Source organism: bacterium (assembly GCA_035691305.1).
GTDB lineage: Bacteria > Sysuimicrobiota > Sysuimicrobiia > Sysuimicrobiales > Segetimicrobiaceae > DASSJF01.
Genome location: DASSJF010000061.1, coordinates 85893 through 105048 on the forward strand (window position 1 = coordinate 85893; position 19156 = coordinate 105048).

Sequence of the window (19156 nt, forward strand, 5' to 3'; positions counted from 1 at the left end):
AAACCAAGGGCCCGAGGAAGGTCACGCCCGCCCGGACCGGGGACGCGGCCGATCCGCGGGCGTCCCGAAAACGCGGCGGCCAGGCCTCTCGGGAGGCCCGGCCGCCGTACGCGAGTCGTCTGGGGTTTAGACCTTGGAGGTCAGCGCCGCGTCGATTCGGCGCTTCAGCTGCTCCTTCGGCATGTAGCCGACGATCCGCTCGATCAGCTCCCCACCGCGGAAGATTCCGAGCGTCGGGATGCTCATGACGCTGTACCGGGCGGCGATCGTGCCGTTCTCGTCCACGTCGAGCTTACGCACCGCGAGTTTGCCCTCGTACTCGCCCGCCAACTCCTCGACGATCGGGGCGATCATCTTGCACGGCCCGCACCAGGTCGCCCAGAAGTCGACGAGCACCGGAACCTGTGACTTCAGCACGTCCGCGTCGAAACTCTTCTCCGTTACTGCGACAGCCTTGCCCGCCATTTAGCGGCTCCTTTCGTTGCGAGAAGGGTCATCCGCCTGGGTAGAACCCCGCCCGGATTCGATTTATTCCCGACCGCCGCCTATCGACGTGCCAATGCGAACACCGCCAGCACGAGCATCAGCATCGCGCTTCCGGATCCGAGGCAGCCGGCCCGGCCGCCTCGCGGCGCCCGCGCGCCCGCCCCGGGCTCGCCGCGGGCCGGCGCACGCAGCGACAGCCGCGTCGCCGCCTTGAACTCCCGCACCGCGTCGCCGATCCGGCCCTGCTGCTTGAAAACGACGCCGAGGTTCTGGTGGGCGACCCAGTACTCGGGATCCATCGCGATCGCGCGGTGGTAGCACGCCACCGCCTCATCGAGCCGCCCCCGCTCCCGGTAGACGTTGCCGAGGTTGCTGTGGGCCGGTGCGTAGCGTGGATCCAGCTGCGCCGCTTTCGAGAACTCCGCGAACGCGTCGTCCCACCGCTCGAGGTCGACGTAGCACGTGCCGAGCTTGTTGTGCGCGTGCGCCGACGCCGGCGCCGCGCCGCACGCGCTCGAGAACGCGTCCAGCGCGCCCTGGAGATCGCCGGCCGCCCGGCGTTCTTCGCCCTGCGCGATGAAGGGAGACGGGTCTTTGGCGTTCACTCGATGGCGCTGATACTCAGTGCCCGATTGACTGCGCGATCGGCAGCGGAATGGAAATGATCATCAACCCGAGCATTTGCACCATCGCGATCTCCAGGTTGCGAAGAGCCATGTCCGGTGCCTCCACCCCACGATCATAGCACAGGGTGTACGGAGCGGGCTTGCGCGAGGTTGGTGCGGGCTATTTAGTGGAAGAACCGGCCGCGGGCGCGTCGGACCAAAGCGGCAGATCGTCCTCGACGACGTCGTCGGTGTTGTGCTGGAGGGCGACGGTGGCGATGGCCGCAGCCTCGCGCCCCCAGGCGGAACTGTCGGCCAGCACGCGCGCCTCGCGATAGGCGTGCAGCAGCGCGCGCACCTCGAGGTACGGGCCGACCAAGTCGTTCACGATCTCGCGGTCGCCGTTGACCTGCGCCACCACGACCGGCGTGTCGCTGTGGACGACGACATGGCGCACGCCGAAGCGGCGCGAGTTCCAGAGCGCGTAGAGGATTCCGCGAAACGCGGCAAGGCTGTGCGAGCGTACGCCGGGCAGCGAGCGCCCGATGCGCTTGAGGACACGTCCCCGCGAGTCTACGAACACGACGCCCATGCCGCTCCGGCCGTCGACGGGCTCCGCGGCCGCGACGTAGGCATGAATTACCTTGAGCTTCGGCGACGTCCTCGGTTCGTTCAGCTGCAGCATCGCCATCACCGTCTCCTATGCTTACACTACCCGCTCCAGGACCGCGGTAAGCGCGAGCAGCGCCGCGAGCGTGAGGAGCTTCGCGCCCACCAGTTCCTGATCGTCCATCGCGCGGTGCCACCACGCGGCCCCGGCCGTCGTCCCCGATGACCGCACGGCGCGTAACGGCGGGGCTCCGCGATGGTAGGTCGCAGCGTGCCTGAGGCTTCCGCGCGCGCCGGTCTTCCGGCGGCCGGCGGCAGGCCACCCGGTGCGGCGCCGGGTCGTCAGAAGCATCATCCCCGTACCCCCTGATAGGCGCGCATCAACCCGATGACGCGACCGGCGATCTCGAACTCCCCTTGAATCGGCTGGTACGCCGGGTTTTCCGGCCTGAGGATCGGCGTGCCCTCGAGCGTCGCGAGCCGCTTCACGGTGGCGTCCTCGCCCATCACGGCGACCACGATGTCTCCGGCCGAGGCCGCCCGCTGGCGCCGCACGATCACGATGTCCCCCGGCATGATCCCGGCGCCGATCATGCTGTCGCCACGGACGCGTAGCAGAAAGCAGTCGCGCACGTCTCCGACGAGGCGGCGCGGTACTTCGATCCGGTCCTCAACCTGCTCGTCGGCCAGCACGGGCGTCCCGGCCGACACGCGGCCGACTAGCGGCAGCCGGACAGAATCGCCGTCGTGGATGAGTGTCTTGTCGACGACTTCGAGCGCCCGCATGCGGTCACCGTGACGGCGGACGAAGCCCTTCTCGGCAAGCGCGGTGAGGTGTTGATGTACGGTCGACGGCGAGCTCAGGCCGAGTGCATCGCCGATCTCACGGACCGACGGCGCATACCCCTTGTCCTGGATCGTCTTGACAAGATAATCCAGGATTTGTTGCTGCCGCGGCGTCAGACCGCCATTGCGCTTCATCCGATACCTCCGGCGTGGCATAGTTCCAGAGTGGATAATATCGAACTAATGTACGGTAAGCAATCCACCTATGACCCGAACATTTGTACGATATGAGCCTTATGCGCCGCCGGGCGTCTGCAGCCGTCGAGAATCGCCGATTTGCGCGGAATGGCTCGCCGGGCCGCGCGATGCGGGAGACCCGTCGCGCCGCATCGAAGGCCGGACCAAGCTACGCGTCGCCCGGGTCCGTTCACCCCGCAGGTTCCCCGTCTTCCGGAGCACGCGAAAGGAGGGCGCAATGCAGATCACCTATCTTGGCCACGCGACCTTTCTCGTCACGAGCGGCGGCACAAAGATCTTAATCGACCCCTTCGATGAGAAGGTGGGGTACCCGATTCCGTCGGTGGATGCCGATGCCGTTCTTGTGAGCCACGAGCACGGCGACCACACGAACGTCGCGATGGCAAAGGGCAAACCCGACGTTGTTCGGGGCTTGTCGGATGGCGACTGGCGCAAGATTGTGAAGCAGCCCATCGGCAAGGTCAGCGTCTCGGCGGTGCCGACGTACCACGACGACACCAAGGGCTCGCAGCGCGGCCGCAACACCGTCTTCATCATCGAAGGCGAGGGCCTGCGCATTGTCCACCTCGCCGACCTCGGCCATCTGCTCGACGAATCGCAGGTCACGGCGATCGGGCATCCGGACGTCGTCATGATCCCGGTCGGCGGCCATTTCACGATCGACGCGGCCCAGGCCAAACAGGTCCTCGATCAGATCCAGCCGCGTGTTGTGATTCCGATGCACTATAAGACCGAGGTGAACGCCGGCTGGCCGATCGGCCCCTTGGAGAACTTCACCGGTGTGATAGGGCAGACCAAGAACGCCGGTCACACCGTCACCGTTGACCGGGACAAGCTGCCCAAGAGCCGCGAAGTGTGGGTGATGTCCTGGAAGTAGCCCGCCGGTGAAGCTCGACTGCGCGCTCGCGATGGACGCCCTGACCGAAGTCCCGGCCGTCGCGCGCGCGGCCGAAGACGCGGGATTCGCGGCGCTGTGGGCCAACGATACGAAGCACAATCCGTTCGTGGCCCTGACGAGCGCCGCGCTCAACACGTCACGTCTCGAGCTCGGCACGGGCATCGCGGTGGCCTTCTCGCGCAGCCCGATGCTGACCGCGCAGACGGCGTGGGACCTCGCGCGGCTCTCCGGCGGGCGGTTTCTGCTCGGCATCGGCACGCAGGTGCGGGCGCACATCGAGCGTCGTTTCGGGATGGCTTGGGATCCGCCCGCGCCCAAGCTGCGCGAGTACATTCATGCGGTGCGCGCGATCTGGCGGACGTGGCAGGAGGGGGCGCCGCTCCGCGTCAAGGGCACGTATTACAACCTGAACCTCATGGGCCCGTTCTTCAACCCCGGCCCCAATCCTCAGCCGGCCGTCCCGATTCTGATCGCCGGGGTCAACGAAGTCCTCTGCCGCTTGGCCGGCGAGGTCTCCGACGGCTTCATCCTGCACCCGATTCACTCCGTCACGTACGTCCGCGAGTTCGTGCTGCCCCACCTGGCCGAGGGCCTGGCGAAGGCGGGCCGGTCGCGGGAGGATCTTCAACTATATGCTCCCGTGATGATCGCTCCCGGCGACACCGCGGCGGAGCGGGCCGAAACGCTGGCGCGGGCGCGTGCCCGAATCGCCTTCTACGGCTCGACGCCGACGTACCGGCTGCTGCTGGAGATTCTCGGCTACGCCGACGTGGCCGACCGGCTTCGGCAGATGGTCGCGCAGGGGCGCATGAACGAGATCGCCGGACAGGTGCCGGACGGCCTGCTGAACGCCATCGCGATCCAGGGCACCTACGAAGAGGTCGGCCATCAGCTGCGCGAGCGGTATGCCGGGCTGGTGGATCGCGTCGCCTCGTACTGGCCGTTCACGCTCGAGGAGCCGGAAAAGTGGGCGCGCGTGGCACGCGGGTTCCACGAGAGGTGAGGCGGCGGTGATCGACTTCGACGCGGTCAAGAAACGGCTGCAGGAGACCTGGGCGACCGGCGATTTCTCTGTCGCCGCCACGGGCGTCGTCATCATGGGCGAGCTGCTCTGCGAGTCGGCGGACGTGCACTACGGGCAGACGGTGCTGGACGTTGCGACCGGCAGCGGCAACACCGCGCTTGCCGCGGCGCGCCGCGGCGGACGCGTCACCGGCATCGATTTCGTGCCGGCGCTCCTCGAACGCGCCCGCGAGCGCGCGGCCGCGGAACGGCTGGAGATCGAATTCCGCGAGGGCGACGCCGAGGATCTCCCGTTCGACGCCGCGACCTTCGACGTGGTGCTGTCGACCGTCGGTGTGATCTTCGCCCCGAACCATGAGCGCGCGGCGGCGGAATTGCTCCGCGTCTGCCGGCCCGGCGGCACGGTCGCGCTGACCGCCTGGACGCCGAGCGGCTTCATGGGCCAGAGCTTCGCCATCAACGCGCGGTACGCGCCTCCGCCGCGGGGTCTCCGGCCGCCGGTCCTGTGGGGCACCGAGGACCACGTACGGACGCTGTTCGACCCAGGCGTGGCGTCCCTTCACGTGCAATCCCGGTACCAGCATTTGCGCGCGGCGTCGGAGGAGAAATGGATCGAGGGCCGCAAATTCTGCGGTCCGGCCCGCAAGACTTTTGAGTCGTTGGACGCCGCGCAGCGGGATGCGTTGGAGCGCGATCTGCTAGAGCTGCTCCGCCGGCACAATCGGGCGCGGGACGGGACGGTGATCATCCCGTCGGAGTACCTCGAGGTCGTCGCGGTCAGGCGATAAGGCGGCTCTCGACCGAGCCGGAAAACGCGGTCATCGCCCCGCCACCATGCGCCACAGCCATGGCCAGACGTCGAGCACGTCGCGCCAGTGGCGCACGACGATCGCGAGAACCACAACCAGCGGGATCGCCGCGAGCCACTTCAACGAACGCGCCCAAAACGGGAGGCGCGGACTCTCGAGGACGCTGCCGGCGGCCCAGGACGCGAGCCACAGCACCACCACGAGCGCCAGCCCCGCGTTCCCAAGGGACTTCGCGTATCCGTCGCCGGCGAGCCATGCGTATGCGCGGACGAGAGCGGCGGACAAGGCGAGTAACTCGAGCCAGTATCTTACGAAGACGCGGCCCAATGTTCCGGGCGTGAGCAAGGCGACAGCCTGGACAACAAAGCTGCCGAAGCCCCGAAGCAACCCGGTGATCCGATTCTTGACCTGCAGGTCGTCCTCGATCATCCGGCCGAGGATGTCCGCGGCGCGCCCGAGCCGCCGCGCGGAATCGCCCGGCGGCGGATCGGGCGGCAGCGTATACCGGTTGGTCAAATAATCGGCCAGGCGTCCGTCCCGAATCGCTCGAAGCGCCGGCTCGAGATCGGCGGAACTGCGAAGATCGGCTTCTTGCCGGATGATGGCGCTCCGCAAGTCGCTCACGAACGCGTCGCGCAGCGCCTGATCGTCGGGATGCGTGAGCACGGCCGACACGAGACGCTCGCACGTATCGAGCCGGCCCCACAGGATGTCGTTCTGGCGCCATTCGCGCTTTAGGAAGGCGCCGAATGCGTCCACGCCATATCCGGCGAGCTTGTTCCGGACGCCGCCCGGGCGTTGAATCCCGTCGGCGGGGCTGATGCGATAGATCTCGGTCTCGGTGTGCTCGCTGACATCCGAGCCTTCAAGAAACGGGAGCGACACCATGTCATGAAAGTCGAAGAAACGGTACTGGCGCTCCACGTCGGGATCATTGTCGAGGAACTCTTTGAGCTCGCGGCGATTGAGGCCGAACAATTCATTCCAGTTCCGTGACACGGCGTCCGCTGCGCGGCGAAACTCCTCGAGGGACTGAGACACGATCTCCGCCGCCCGGGCCAGGCGGTCGTCGTCGTTGATCGGCTCAAGGATGCGCGCGATCGCCTTACGGTTCACGATGCCGCCGAGCGCCGCGAGTTCGTTCCACGCCGGGTTGTCGGGGCCCGCAAGCGCCAGTTGGTCGCGCTTGCGGTTCAGGCGGGTCAGATGTATGACGAGCAAATCGCGTAAGGCCGCGTTCCGCGGCTGCGGGGCATCGTCCCAGAACTCCGCGCCCTGCGCCCATTCCAATAGATGTCTTGCGCGCCGCATGCGAAAATTGGAGTCGAACTCGTCGAAGAACTGGGTTTCCAGTTTCCTTCCCGCCACGGGGTTCGGCGCATACGTCGCGTCCCGCCAGGCCTGCACCACATACCGCACGGCGAGCTGGGCGTCTTCAGAGAGCCTCCCCTCCGGCAACCCACCGAACGTGTGCGCGAGGTCGTCCGTGCAGTCAAGCAGCCGTACCGCGTGGTACGCCTGATACATCGGTCCATATATGGCGGCGAGATCCCTGACCGGCGCAATCGGCAACACGCGCGGATCCGGCGTCATCGTCCTGTCCTGGACCGCCTGCAGCCGTTCTTGCAGCCGGTTCGACGCCTTGATGCGGTTGATCTGATCCCGGATCGGGCGATCGTGCGGCAGCGTGATCGATCCCAGGATCGTGTTTTCTAGGAAGTTGAAGTGGGCCTGATCCGATGCCGCGGCGGCGTTCTTGGGAAACGGATCGATGAACAGCAGCTTGCGAGTGTGGCGCAACGGGGCCGCGCGAAACTTCATCGCGTTGATCGCGTGGTCGAACGGTTTGTCGTCCAGATAACCTCCGTCGGCCAACTCGCGCTCCTCGGTTGTCAACGGGCGCTCGATGTCCACCAGCTTGTCGCGCGGGATCCAACCGAAGAATCCCTGGTACCGCTCGGCGTATTTTCGATAGTCTCCGTTGCCGATCGACCGGCGAATATCGCTCAGTTTCATGGGGGCAAACGCGATCGGAAACGACGACGTGCACCGGCAGGCGAACGCCAGCATCGCGTCGAGGTCCGGAGCGAAGTCGTTGCGTTGAAGCGGAGGCTTCGTCAGCGGGCCCTCGACCTTGGCGGCGGCCGCGGTGCCGGACAGCGGGATGTTGTCGTAGCGGAAGTGGAAAAATCCCGCATGGGCCGGCTCGGGAACGCTCATGTCCGCGAGCTGGAGCGGTATCCAGACTCCGTTCAAGTCCGTCGTGGTGGCGAACAGATCGAGTTGCTCGACTGCTCTGTAGCCGCGCTCCGGATCATGATCGCCGGTGTTCATCTTGCGAAACGCGTCGTGCAGCTGCTGATACATAAAGTCGCCGTTCAATAACGACAGCGTCGGGGCGAAGGCGCTGCCGCGGGTGAAGATCTTGTCGATGTCCGCCACGTCGAGCCACGTGCGGCGCAAGTCATCGAGCCCCTTCGAGCGGAGTGCCAGAGCCTTGGCGAGGAACACGGCATTGATGCCCCCCGCCGACGTGCCCGAGAGAATATCGATCACGAACCGGGTGCGGCGTCGCGGGATCTCCTGTCCCGGAGCCGCGCCCCTGGCCAACGGCCGTAGATCGCGAACCATGGTGCCGAGCTTCTGATAGATCTGCGCGACTTCGTCGGGCACTTTGTCTGTGTTCAGATTCGCGCCGGACGTGGCGCGCACGATGCGAAGCAGCTCCTGCGCGACGCCGTGCATGTAAATGGCCAGCGAAATCCCGCCGTACATGACAACGGCGAACCGGATCTCTTGGTCGAAGCCGGCGGCGACGGCCGAACCGCTCTTCGATGCCTCGGGCACGTCCGGAGCCGGTGGCAACGGGGCGCGCGTGCTTCCCGGCTCCGTTCTCATGATCTAGCTCGTTGCCGCCTCCCGGTAGCGCCTGATCGCGTCGATGTGCGCCCGCGGGTTTGGGAGGCCGGCCTGCATCGTGTTGACCCCAAGGTGCGTCGCGCCGAGCTTCTTCCAGCCTTCGATCTGACGCCGCCAGTCGTCCGGCCCGCCGCCCGCCGTCGCGGCGCGACCTTCGATCCCAAACGACGCCGGGTCGCGCTTGAACGCCGCCAGATGCTCGCGGAGCCGCCGGACCTGATCGTCACGGGCCGGCTCCCCGGCCGGCTGCTTGCCCGCGGGGCGGATCGGCCGGCTCGAAGTCCATCCGTCGGCGATCCGCGCCGCGCGGCGCAGCGCGATCTCCGACTCGCCGCCGATCCAGATGGGAATCGGCCGCTGCACCGGCAACGGGTTGATGCCGGCGTCGGTGATCTTGTGCCACTTCCCCTCGAACGTGACCGTCTCACGGGTCCAGAGCTCTCGCATCAGCTTGATCTGCTCGACGCTACGGGCGCCGCGGTCGTGGAAGTTCATGCCGAGCCCCTCGAACTCGACGGCGTTCCAGCCGACGCCGATGCCGAGCCGGAGCCGTCCGCCGGTCAGCACGTCGACCTCCGCGGCCTGTTTGGCGACGAGCACGGTCTGCCGCTGCGGGAGGATGATCACGCCGGTGACGAGCTCGATCTTCTTGGTGCACGCGGCCATGTAGCCGAAGACCACGAACGGCTCGTGGAAGATGTTCTTGCTCGTGTACGGGCCCTTCCAGTTGGGCCGGCTCGCCGTGTTCGCGCCCACGACGTGATCGTAGATGAGGATGTAGTCGTAGCCGAGCGACTCCGCGGTCTGCGCGTAGTCGCGGATGAAGCCGGGGTCGGTGCCGCTTTCGATCTGGGGGAAGACGACGCCGATTTTCATGGGATGGCTGTTCGCAAAGAGCGGCCGGGTTTTCCTCCACGCGCGCCGGGCATTTCTGAGGCTCTGTCTTGACGTTGTCCTCGATCGACGCGACACTTTGGCCATGCCCTCACTCGACGCGGTACAGGGCGAACAATATCTGTACCTCACCACGATAGGCCGAAAGACGGGCCGTCTCCACGAGATTGAGATCTGGTTCGTCGTCCACCGCCACAGCTTCTACATCTTCGCGGAAGGGTTTGACCGGGCCGATTGGGTCAGGAACGTCGCCCACACGCCTCATGTGAGGGTGCGGGTCGGCGGCCGCATCTTGGAAGCGACGGCGGCGGCGTTGGATCAAGAGCGCGACGCCGGTGAGTGGACGATAGTTCAAGACTTGGCCCGCGCCAAGTACGGTTGGGGCGACGGCCTGCCGGTTCGAATCACACCGTCGGAGCCCGGGGCGTGACCGGATTGTGGGCTGTTTCACACGGCCGATGTAAACGCCGTCATTGCCGCCGCCGACCCGTTGTTCACAATGAGAGCGGCGGCGCGCTCGTACGCAGGGAAGCGGTGCCGTGGTGCCGGATCGGAAGTCGCCACGTCCGGCGGCGACGAAGCCGTGTGACTCGCGCTACGAACGAGAGGATCGGTCGGCCATGCGTCGAACGCTCGATGACCGGTTCGGACTTGGTTCCGGCGCCCGGAGGTCCAGCATGTCGCGACAGCCGTCCGGGACGATCACGCTTCTCTTCACCGACATCGAAGGGTCAACCGATCTCGTCCGCCGCTTAGGCGATTCACGCTACGCCCGTGTGCTCATGGAACACCGCCGGCTGCTCAGGACAATCTGCCGCCGCGAAGGCGGTGAAGAGATCGGGCACCAGGGCGACGGCCTGTTCGTCACCTTCGCGCGCGTCGAGGACGCCGTACGCGCGGCCGTCGCGGCGCAACGGGCGATCCTCGAGCACGCGTGGCCCGACGGCATCGTCCCGCGCGTGAGGATGGGCATCCATACCGGCGAGCCCGCCTCGGAGGCGGGTGAGCTTGTCGGCCTGGACCTGCATCGGGCCGCGCGTATTTGTGCGGCCGGCCACGGCGGTCAAATTCTCCTGTCGGCGGCCGCCGCGACGGTGATTCAGGAAGATCCGGCGGCGTCGATTGTGCTGCGGGGCCTCGGTTCCCACCGCCTTCGCGATCTGCCGCAGCCGGAGAGGATCTTCCAGACGCTGCACCCGGATCTCCCCGATAACTTTCCGCCGCTGCGGTCGGCGGACGCGGCTCCCAACAATCTCCCGGCCCGGCAATCCAGTTTTGTGGGGCGGGATCGCGAGCTTGCAGAAATCGAGCACCTGTTGTCGACGACGAGCACCCTGACGCTCACGGGTATCGGCGGTTCCGGCAAAACCCGCTTGGCGATCGAGACCGCGCGGGAGCTGGTCGAAGCGCTGCCCGACGGCGCATGGCTTGTGGAGCTCGGCGCGCTCGCCGACGGCGGCCTCGTACTGAATACGGTGGCATCGGCGCTCAATGTGCGTGCCGGTCCCGCTTCGACGCTCGAGGAAACGCTGCTCGAGTATCTGCGGCCGCGGACTCTTCTCCTTATTCTCGACAACTGCGAGCATCTCGCGGCTGCCTGTGCGACCTTCGTGAGCATTATCACGCGATCGTGCCCCGCCGTCCGTGTCTTGGCGACGAGTCGCGAGGCGCTCAACGTGCCCGGGGAGGTTGTTTGGCCCGTTCCGTCTCTGTCCCTACCCGCATCCGGCGACGGGGCCCCGCTCGACGAGTTGATGGAATACGAGGCGCCCAGGCTGTTCATCGAACGTGCCGCGGCGGTCCGGCCGGGGTTTGCGCCGACGAGCCACGACGCGCAGGCGATAGCGGCGATCTGCCGCCGCCTGGACGGCATTCCCCTGGCCATCGAACTGGCCGCGGCCCGCGTTCCGGTGCTGTCCGTTGGACAGATCGCGACGAGACTGGACGAACGATTCCGCCTGCTGACCGGCGGCAGCCGGACCGCGGCACCGCGCCAGCGTACGCTTCGCGGAGCACTCGATTGGAGCTACGATCTGCTGTCTCCGAAGGAGCGGGCGTTGTTGAGGCGCGTCGCCGTCTTCGCCGGTGGCTCGACCCTGGAGGGCTGTGAGGCGATCTGCGCGGGCAAAGGCATCGACTCGTCCGACGTCCTGGATCTTCTAACACAACTGATCGCGAAGTCGCTCGTCGTGATGGAAACGCATGGAGAGCAGGTCCGCTACCGCATGCTCGAAACCGTTCGCGAATACGGCGCCGAGCGCCTCGTGGAAGCCAACGAATCGGCGTCAATTCGGAGCCGCCACCGCGACTGGTACCTCATGTTGGCGGAGCAGGCGGAGGCCCAGCTCGGCGGCGCGGAGCAGGTGGCCTGGCTGCGCCGGCTTCAGAGCGAATACGACAATCTGCGCGCCGCGCTCGAATGGAGCAGGTCCGATGAGGGCACCGCCGGCGCCGGAATGCGTCTCGCTTTGGGGCTATGGCAGTTCTGGTACGTGCGCGGGGACTTCAGCGAAGGCCGAATGTGGCTCGAGACGATGCTTCGCCGGCACCTCGTCCCCGATGCCCTTCGGGCGAAGGTGCTTGGGCAGGCCGGATTTCTCGCGTGGCGGCAGGGTGACTACGCCGGCGCCGCGGATCTCGGCACGGAAGGGCTGGCCATCTTTCGCGGCCTCGATGATGCGGCCGGAATGGGCGGAGCCTTATACTTGTTGGGCAACGTGGCATTCTACCAGGGCGATCTCGCGCGGGCAAAGACTCTACTCCTCGAAAGTTTGGCCCGGCGGCGCGCGGCCGGCGATAAGCGGCCCATCGCGATCTCGCTCAACTCGCTCGGGGAAGTCGCCCGCGCAGAGGGTGACTACCGAACCGCGCGCGCCGCGTACGAAGAAAGCCTGGCGCTCGCCCGGGAGGCCGGCGACCAGCGGGGCGCTGCGACCGCGACGGGAAACCTCGGCTATGTCGCACTCCAAGAAGGCGACGCCGAGCGCGCCGCGCGGCTCCTCAGAGAGGGCCTCGCGTCGGCAAAACAGCTCGTGCATAAGCTCGGGATCGCGGGATATCTCGCCGGTCTCGCGGGAGCGGCGGGGCTGGCGCGCGAACACCCGCGCGCGGCCCGCCTCATTGGCGCGACGCGTACCTTACTCAGGGCCTTGGGCGCATCCTTGACGACTCCGGACCGCAGCCAATACGAATCCACACTTGAGGCCACGCGCGCCGCCCTCGGCGATGAGATGATTTCCCAGTTGATTGAAGAAGGCGCCGCCATGACTTTGGAGCAGGCGGTCGACTATGCGTTGGCTCGTAACGGCTGAGGACGATGGAACAGGCGATAAGGTCGTTCACCAGAGAGAAGGGGGGAGGGGAGTATGGCGGCAAAGCGCAAGCGTCCCAAGTACGGACCGAACACGACCGCCATCTTGAGGCTCGCGCAGAAACTCCGGCCGTCGAAGCGCGGCGGCGTGATTCACCTCCAGGCGGGTAAGTCCGGCAGCATCTCCGTGGCGCGAAAACCCGGCGTCCTCACCGTCCGCGTGCACAAGGCCCGGGTCAAGAGCCGTTGGAAGCGGGTGATACTGCTGCACATCGATAACGGATGGTAGCGCCGTATCATGCCGGCCGCGCAGATTGCCATCATCGATAGAACCGGTACGGTGGACGTTCATCTACTGAGCGGCCTCGCCGCAGCGATCAACACTCAGGTGACGCGTGATCTGCCGAAGTTCTGGGGCATCACGGCGAAGGTGGGCTACTTGCCGGCGACCCGTCGGGTGCCGGCGCATACGTGGCCGGTCTACTTGGTCGACGTCCTGCCACCGGGCGAGGCCCCGGGCTTTCATTTTAAGAATCGCAGACCGTTCGCGAAGGTGATGGTCATGCCCCTGAACGATCGGTGGACGATCGGGGTGAGCCACGAAATCATCGAGATGCTGGTCGATCCGAGCGGCAATCTTACGTACCCGTCACGATCGATCGAGCTGGAGGGCGGCAGGATCGTCGACGGATCCGGGATCGCCAAATATATCGTCGAGGCGTGCGACCCCTGCGAGCATCGCAACTATTCGATCCACGGCATCACGGTCAGCGATTTCGTGACTCCGGAGTTCTACGCACCGGCGCCGGCGCCGCGGACTCGCTACAGTTTTACCGGGACGATGCCCGCGCCGCGCAGGGTCCTTCGCCGCGGGTACATCTCATGGCAGAACGTTGAGACCGATCGGTGGCACCAGTGCCACTACCACAAGGGCGCGTCCGGACCAAACATTACCAACCTGCCAAAACTTACCGGCGGCACTCTTCGTGAGTGCGCCGATGCGGCGGCATCCAAGATTCGCGGGGAGGCCGCAGATTCATAGACGGAGCCGCCACTCGACGATGCGTGCGAGCGGCATGAACCCCAGCCGATCGAGGATCGGACGGCTGGTTTCGCGTGCGTCCACCCTGAGATAGCGGTAACCGCGCCGCCGGGCCTCTTCGGCGCGGACGCGAACGAGCGCGCGGTAGATGCCGCGGCCGCGATAGGTCGGGACGGTCCCGCCGCCCCAGAGCCCCGCAAACGACCGGCCGCGAGGAAAATCGACGCGCGCGCTCGCCACCGGCCGGCCGGCCGCGTGTACGACGTAGAAACTCACCGCCGGATCGGCCAGCTGCCGTTCGTACTGCTTCATGCGTTCCGCGCGCCACGCGGGATCACGGCCAAATGCGGCGCGGGCGGCTTCGGTGAGGTCGGCGAGCCCCGGCGCATCCGTGACACGGCGGACGTCGATTCCGCGTGCGATCGTGCCGTCGTTTGGAACGTCCGGGAGGCCGCCCCGAAGATCGAACACCATCAGCGTCTCGGGCTCGTCCGATTCGAAGCCCGCCGCGGCGAGACGCGCGCCGAGATCGGCCGGTCGGTCGTGCCCGTAAACCTTCCACTCCACCTCCGGACTGTCGCCGAGGGGCGGCAGGTCCGCGGCACCGTTACCGTCCCTCCGTGCGTCCCGCGCCGAGGCGAGCCGGTGAAAAAAAGCCACCTGCTCGGAGATGACGGCATCCGCGGTCGCGGCCGCAAGCGGCCCGCACGGAATGATGGCGTTCCAGGCGCCGATGACCCGCAAAATGTCCCCCGCACGCTCGTACCGGACCCCCGGCTCTGGCGGCGGTTCGAGCCTCCGCTCGGCGTCGAAGCGGGCGAGGATTTCCGCGGGCGTCGCGCGGGATGTACCGGCCGGCCGGCGAGGCGTCGTCAGACGCGACGCAACGATGCGGTCAGCACGATCGCGATTCCAACCGGAAGCAAGACCCAGGGCAGGAGTCCGGCGTGTGTGCGCACCAGCCAGGCCGTGACCGCGAGGGCGACGACGACGCCGGCGGCAACCGTCCAGTCGTCGCCGATCAGCAGATCTTTCCAGAACGCGAAGAACGAACCGAGGTACGTCACTGGGCCTCCGCTCCGCCCGTGCCGGCGACGACGAGCCGCTTGGCGCGCTCGCGGCTCAGCCATCTCACCTGCAGGGTGCTGAAGAGCGTCATGAACGCCAGGATCGCGAGGATCGCCGCGTCCGAGCCGGGCCACTCGACGCCGACGCCCTCGCCGGCCCAGAAGATGCCGAATGTTGTCAGCATGAGGCCGACGGCGAACTTCATCAGGTTCTCCGGGACGCGCGTCAACGGATGGTGAGCTGCGAAGCCCGCGCCTGAGACCAGGACGACCGCGGCGACGGCTCCTCCTATGGCCAGCGGCAGATGGCCGTGCCCGCCGCCGAAGGTGAGCACGATGAAGACGACCTCGACGCCCTCGAGAAAGACGCCCTTGAACGAGACGACGAACGAATACCAGTCCACGCCGGCCCCGGGTGTCTCGCCCGCGGCCAGCGCCTCGTGGACCTGCTGCCGGTACGCCCGATCCTCGTCGTGCAGCGCTTTGAAGCCGGACGCGCGAAGGATCGCCTTGCGCAACCACTGCAGGCCGAAGACCAGCAGGAACGACCCGACGACAAGCCGCAGGGCGTCGATCGGGATCAGACGGAGCGCGGGGCCCAGGATCGCGACGAGCGCCGCAAGGGCCGCGGCCGCCGTCAGGATGCCGAGCCGGACCGACGGCCAGCCGCGTGTCACGCCGAGCGCCAGCACGATGGTGAGCGCCTCCACGGCTTCGACGGAGGACGCGAGAAACGTGGCCAGGACCAGGAAGATCGAGGTCATGCGGCCCCTCAGCTTCTAACCATCGTTGCGGGCAAACTGCCCGCTCTCGCGCGACCGCATCCACATCAGATAGAAGGCGAGGATTCCAGCCCCAAGGTACACAATGTTTTCGCCGAAGGCGATGCCGGCCCCCGTCCAGTCGACGGACGGATTTGCGAGGGCGCGCCGCGCCCCCTCAAACACCCACGTTGGTGGAATGCCGTATGCCACCGTCCGCACCGCCGGCGGCAGCACCTGCAGCGGGAAGAACGCCGCGGTCAACGGTTGGAACAGAAAGACGGCGCCCCATGCGAGCGCCTGGATTCGCGTCCCCATCAAGAAGACGACGCCGAGCAGCACGAATCCGAGCGCCCAAGCGAAAATCGTCAGGTTGACCAGGAACAGCGCGAGGTTGATCGCGCCGACCCGCCAAATCTGGAAATGAAACCACACGGCCGCCATCCCCGAGATCATCGCGAAGATCATCAGCATCTTCAGCAGTCCGGACAGCATCTGCGCCGCGACGTACTCAACGAGCGACAGCGGCGCCACAAACATGTTGCTGAGGTTGTGCGACCAGATGTTCCAGAGGCCGCCGACCGTGATCGAATACTGGGTCACGCGAATCACGTCCCACAACAGCATCCCGAGAATGAGATACGAGCCCGTGTTCGGGTTCATCACGCCGGTCAGAAACCCGGACACCAGTCCGAAGACCACGACCGTGATCAGGGACGTGTAAAATAAGTCGACGATCACCTCCAGCGAGCCCCGCGTGATGTAGAGCTCCTGCAAGAGTATCGCTTTGATCCGCTCAAACATCGGCGTCACCCCGTGCGATCTTCAAGAAGACGTCCTCGAGCGTCGGCTTCTCGACCTCGATGTCGGTGATCCACACCCCGCGCTCGCTCAGCCCGAAGATGAGGTCCGGGATCTGCTGCTCCGTCGTGCTGATGACGACCGTGTGGTCCTGCGTGAAGTCGAACGGCTGCGCGCGCTCGCCGAGAAACGCGGCCACCGTGCCGCGGTCGCCCTCGATCGTGAGGCGCAGCGTGGCGGAACGAATCCGCTTGGTCAGCCCGAGCGGTGTGTCCTGAGCGAAGATCCGTCCGCGATCGAGGAAGATCACCTCGTCGCAGATCCGCGTGACCTCGTTCATGCGGTGGCTCGTGTAGAGGATCGAGACGCCGGCGTCGCGGCGGATCTCCTCGATCAGCGTCAGGGTTTTGTCGGCGATGTCCGGATCGAGCGCCGCGGTCGGCTCGTCCATCAGGATCAGCTCCGGATCGTTGAGCAGCGCCTTGATCAAGTTCACGCGCGTGCGCTGACCGGTGGACAGATCCCAATAGCGCTTGTTGATCAGCGGCGTGACGGCGAAATACTCCGCCCACTTCCGGATCTTGTCGTCGGGCCGCCGGAGGCCGTAGAGATGGCCGAAGACCACCAGATTTTGCCAAACGGTGATCCGGCCTTGCAGCGTGTTGTACGATGACGCGAAGTTGATACGCTGCAGAGCCGCCTGCCGGTTCGCCGCAAAGTCTTGGCCGAAGTAGACAATGCGGCCCGACGTCGGCGTGGTAATGCCGAGCAGCATGTGAATGGTCGTGGTCTTGCCGGCGCCGTTGGGTCCCAGGAGGCCGATGATGCGGCCCCGCGGGATCTCGAACGATACACGGTCGACCGCGCGAAAGCCGCCGTAGTCTTTGACGAGATTTTCCACCTGGAGCAACGGGGCGGACATGGATGTCACCCTTTCCCTTGGGCGAGCTGAACGGCGCCGTGCGCGCGCACGAAGGACACGTCCGCAACGCGAACGACAGTACGAGGCCGCCGCGGCGTCATCCGCGGCCGGACGCGTTATGGGTGGAAGACGCTGGAGTTAGTGCGGAGCGGCGTCCGGACGGACGACGGTGAGTTGTGGTCGGATGAGCACCATGCGCACCGCCTCCCCCCGGAACGTTGCCGAGCAAGCATCCAGGATTATGTCATCACGGCCTGGGGATGTCAACGTTCCGATCTGCCTCACGAGCCGGATCGCCACGCCGGGCACGACCGCCGGGGTGTTCTTGACCATCCGTCGCCTCAATCATGTTGGCGCCGGCCTGCTTCCCTGGTGAGCCGGCGGGTCCTCGGCGGCGGTTGTCTCAGGCCCGCCAGTGCGTCAGATCGACCGCTCCCGAAATGCCGGGGACCGTTCCGCCGAACGTATATTGCCAGCCGGTCCACCCCCCTGCCCCCCATCCGCCGATGTCGGGAGGCGTGGCCGCACCGCCCGACGCCACCGGGTAGGCGATCCAGAGGTCGTGTTGCTTGTAATTCGTCGGGTTCCCCAGCGCCTGCCACGTCGCGACGTTCGTATAGATCCGACATGGTCTCCCGACGAAACTGCCCACGATGTCGAGCCATACGTTGATCGCCGCCAGTGCATCCGCTGCCGACTGGCCCGGCGCTAATACCTCGAGATCGAGGACCGGCGGCATCCACTCCGGGTTCCACCCGGCCTGCCGGCAGAACCAATGCGCCTGCGCGTCCGGAAGATCGTTGGGCCGCCAGAAATGGTACGCGCCCGGTTGGATCCCGGCGCCGCGCGCGCCGTTCATGTGCGCGAAGTACGTTTGGTCGACCCACCGTGCGCCCTCGGTCGCTTTGCAGTAGGCTTTGGTCACGCCGAACGCTTGTATCGCCGCCCAATCGTCGGCGGGCTGATATGCTGAGACGTCGATCCCGAGCGCCAGTCCATTCGTCATCGGGGTCCCCCTTCGGTCGCACGGTGCCAACCCGGCCGTGGGACTCGCTCTTTAGCGCGCGGCGGCATCCTCCACGGTGACATCGACGGCCGCCGGATCGAATCGCATCAGGACCTCGCCGGTGGGGACGTCGCCCGGCGGCGGCTGGAAGTACGGGCACACCCGGCACTGCTGAACGGACACGGCTCCGAGGCGGTGCTCTTCGAACTGATGCGGGCCGGCACACGTGTTCGTGTAGGCGGGGGCGGACCACGGGACTTTCGCCGTCGGGTGCCACGCAAAGGGGGGCTCGTGCACGAAGACACGGCCGGCGTGCCCTGCTGCGTCGGCCAAGCGGCGTCCCAGATGCTGGTCTTCGCCCGCGTGCCGTCCGCAGTAGGCGAGGTCGAAGCCGCCCGCCGCCTGGAGCATCGATTTCTCCCCGCCGAACAGCCCGCCGTAGGCACTCTGCCATCCGTGCCAGGCGTTGGGCGGGAATTCACGGGGGCGCCCCGCGGAGGCAGGCAGTTGGAGAATCTCATCGACCGGGCGGACGGCGAAATCGAGAAACCGGTAATGTCCCCAGAAGAATGCCTGCCGCTCAAACAACCGCGCCCCGGCCTCGACCATATCCGGCGAAGCCAACTGGTCGTCATCGAACGTGATGATGTGCGAGCAGGGCGATGCCCAGATGCCGATGTTTCGCCGCAGGGCGACGTCCATGGTCCCGATCGGATACCGCGCGCTCCGAAAGCGCACCAAGCGAACGCGTAACCCGACCGGGACAAGCGAGGGGGCCACTTCATTGCTCACGATCGTGATCAGGTCCGGCACCGCCGTCCCCCTGCCGAGGCTGTAGAGGGCGCCCCCAACGGAGTCGCGCCGCAGACTGGGGATGACCACGTCGAGTGTCAACGCAAACGAGTATAGCAGAAGGAACTGGATGGATGAGTGAACAATTAGCAGATGAACAAACAGCAC

The 19156-nt window shown here is 66.4% G+C and carries 21 protein-coding genes; 7 read left to right on the forward strand and 14 right to left on the reverse strand.

Annotated features, from left to right (window positions below; all coding sequences use genetic code 11):
- Window positions 1-126 precede the first annotated feature (126 nt).
- The 5 genes from trxA to lexA form a co-directional block, all read right to left on the reverse strand.
- On the reverse strand, window positions 127-465 hold the full coding sequence (gene trxA, locus VFL28_11230; protein HET7265233.1) for a thioredoxin: 339 nt from the start codon (window positions 463-465) through the stop codon (window positions 127-129).
- Between the two features lie 80 nt (window positions 466-545).
- The gene (locus VFL28_11235; protein ID HET7265234.1) at window positions 546-1091 is read right to left on the reverse strand and encodes a tetratricopeptide repeat protein; all 546 of its coding nucleotides are present in this window, start codon (window positions 1089-1091) and stop codon (window positions 546-548) included.
- A 181-nt stretch (window positions 1092-1272) separates the two neighbouring features.
- The gene (locus VFL28_11240) at window positions 1273-1782 is read right to left on the reverse strand and encodes a reverse transcriptase-like protein (protein HET7265235.1); all 510 of its coding nucleotides are present in this window, start codon (window positions 1780-1782) and stop codon (window positions 1273-1275) included.
- A 15-nt stretch (window positions 1783-1797) separates the two neighbouring features.
- Complete coding sequence (locus VFL28_11245) at window positions 1798-2055, reverse strand: hypothetical protein (GenBank protein HET7265236.1); 258 nt, start codon at window positions 2053-2055, stop codon at window positions 1798-1800.
- Window positions 2052-2681, reverse strand: a complete 630-nt coding sequence (lexA, locus tag VFL28_11250) for a transcriptional repressor LexA (protein HET7265237.1) — start codon at window positions 2679-2681, stop codon at window positions 2052-2054. The genes VFL28_11245 and lexA overlap by 4 nt, the downstream gene beginning before the upstream one ends.
- A gap of 280 nt (window positions 2682-2961) precedes the next feature.
- Between lexA and VFL28_11255 the strand changes: the two genes are divergently transcribed.
- The 3 genes from VFL28_11255 to VFL28_11265 are packed head-to-tail and all read left to right on the forward strand — an operon-like array spanning window position 2962 to window position 5453.
- Window positions 2962-3621: an MBL fold metallo-hydrolase gene (locus VFL28_11255; protein HET7265238.1), complete on the forward strand. Its 660-nt coding sequence runs from the start codon at window positions 2962-2964 to the stop codon at window positions 3619-3621.
- A 7-nt stretch (window positions 3622-3628) separates the two neighbouring features.
- The gene (locus tag VFL28_11260) at window positions 3629-4645 is read left to right on the forward strand and encodes a TIGR03617 family F420-dependent LLM class oxidoreductase (protein ID HET7265239.1); all 1017 of its coding nucleotides are present in this window, start codon (window positions 3629-3631) and stop codon (window positions 4643-4645) included.
- Between the two features lie 7 nt (window positions 4646-4652).
- On the forward strand, window positions 4653-5453 hold the full coding sequence (locus tag VFL28_11265; GenBank protein HET7265240.1) for a class I SAM-dependent methyltransferase: 801 nt from the start codon (window positions 4653-4655) through the stop codon (window positions 5451-5453).
- Between the two features lie 30 nt (window positions 5454-5483).
- On the opposite strand, the gene VFL28_11270 is transcribed toward VFL28_11265, so the two are convergent.
- On the reverse strand, window positions 5484-8321 hold the full coding sequence (locus VFL28_11270) for a patatin-like protein (GenBank protein HET7265241.1): 2838 nt from the start codon (window positions 8319-8321) through the stop codon (window positions 5484-5486).
- 54 nt (window positions 8322-8375) lie between these two features.
- Entirely contained in the window at window positions 8376-9269 is an 894-nt protein-coding gene (locus VFL28_11275) for an LLM class F420-dependent oxidoreductase (protein HET7265242.1), read from the reverse strand.
- A 103-nt stretch (window positions 9270-9372) separates the two neighbouring features.
- Between VFL28_11275 and VFL28_11280 the strand changes: the two genes are divergently transcribed.
- From VFL28_11280 to VFL28_11295, 4 genes are all read left to right on the forward strand, one after another.
- On the forward strand, window positions 9373-9717 hold the full coding sequence (locus tag VFL28_11280) for a nitroreductase family deazaflavin-dependent oxidoreductase (GenBank protein HET7265243.1): 345 nt from the start codon (window positions 9373-9375) through the stop codon (window positions 9715-9717).
- A 247-nt stretch (window positions 9718-9964) separates the two neighbouring features.
- Window positions 9965-12598, forward strand: a complete 2634-nt coding sequence (locus tag VFL28_11285; GenBank protein HET7265244.1) for a tetratricopeptide repeat protein — start codon at window positions 9965-9967, stop codon at window positions 12596-12598.
- Between the two features lie 54 nt (window positions 12599-12652).
- Window positions 12653-12886 (forward strand): hypothetical protein, encoded by a 234-nt coding sequence (locus VFL28_11290; protein HET7265245.1) that lies wholly within the window; start codon window positions 12653-12655, stop codon window positions 12884-12886.
- A 9-nt stretch (window positions 12887-12895) separates the two neighbouring features.
- Entirely contained in the window at window positions 12896-13639 is a 744-nt protein-coding gene (locus VFL28_11295) for a hypothetical protein (GenBank protein HET7265246.1), read from the forward strand.
- Here the strand turns inward: VFL28_11295 and VFL28_11300 are convergent.
- From VFL28_11300 to VFL28_11330, 7 genes are all read right to left on the reverse strand, one after another.
- Entirely contained in the window at window positions 13634-14383 is a 750-nt protein-coding gene (locus VFL28_11300) for a GNAT family N-acetyltransferase (protein ID HET7265247.1), read from the reverse strand. The two genes, VFL28_11295 and VFL28_11300, sit on opposite strands and share 6 nt — an antisense overlap.
- Before the next feature lie 128 nt (window positions 14384-14511).
- The gene (locus VFL28_11305) at window positions 14512-14706 is read right to left on the reverse strand and encodes a hypothetical protein (protein ID HET7265248.1); all 195 of its coding nucleotides are present in this window, start codon (window positions 14704-14706) and stop codon (window positions 14512-14514) included.
- Window positions 14703-15470 carry a hypothetical protein gene (locus VFL28_11310; protein ID HET7265249.1) on the reverse strand — a complete coding sequence of 256 codons (768 nt, stop codon included), beginning with the start codon at window positions 15468-15470 and terminating at the stop codon, window positions 14703-14705. Before VFL28_11310 ends, VFL28_11305 begins: the two co-directional genes overlap by 4 nt.
- Window positions 15471-15485: 15 nt before the next feature.
- Entirely contained in the window at window positions 15486-16280 is a 795-nt protein-coding gene (locus VFL28_11315; GenBank protein ID HET7265250.1) for a hypothetical protein, read from the reverse strand.
- Entirely contained in the window at window positions 16264-17190 is a 927-nt protein-coding gene (locus VFL28_11320; protein ID HET7265251.1) for an ABC transporter ATP-binding protein, read from the reverse strand. Before VFL28_11320 ends, VFL28_11315 begins: the two co-directional genes overlap by 17 nt.
- Window positions 17191-17593: 403 nt before the next feature.
- Window positions 17594-18196, reverse strand: a complete 603-nt coding sequence (locus VFL28_11325; protein HET7265252.1) for a GH25 family lysozyme — start codon at window positions 18194-18196, stop codon at window positions 17594-17596.
- Between the two features lie 51 nt (window positions 18197-18247).
- Window positions 18248-19156, reverse strand: coding sequence for a hypothetical protein (locus tag VFL28_11330; protein ID HET7265253.1), 909 nt, complete (start codon window positions 19154-19156; stop codon window positions 18248-18250).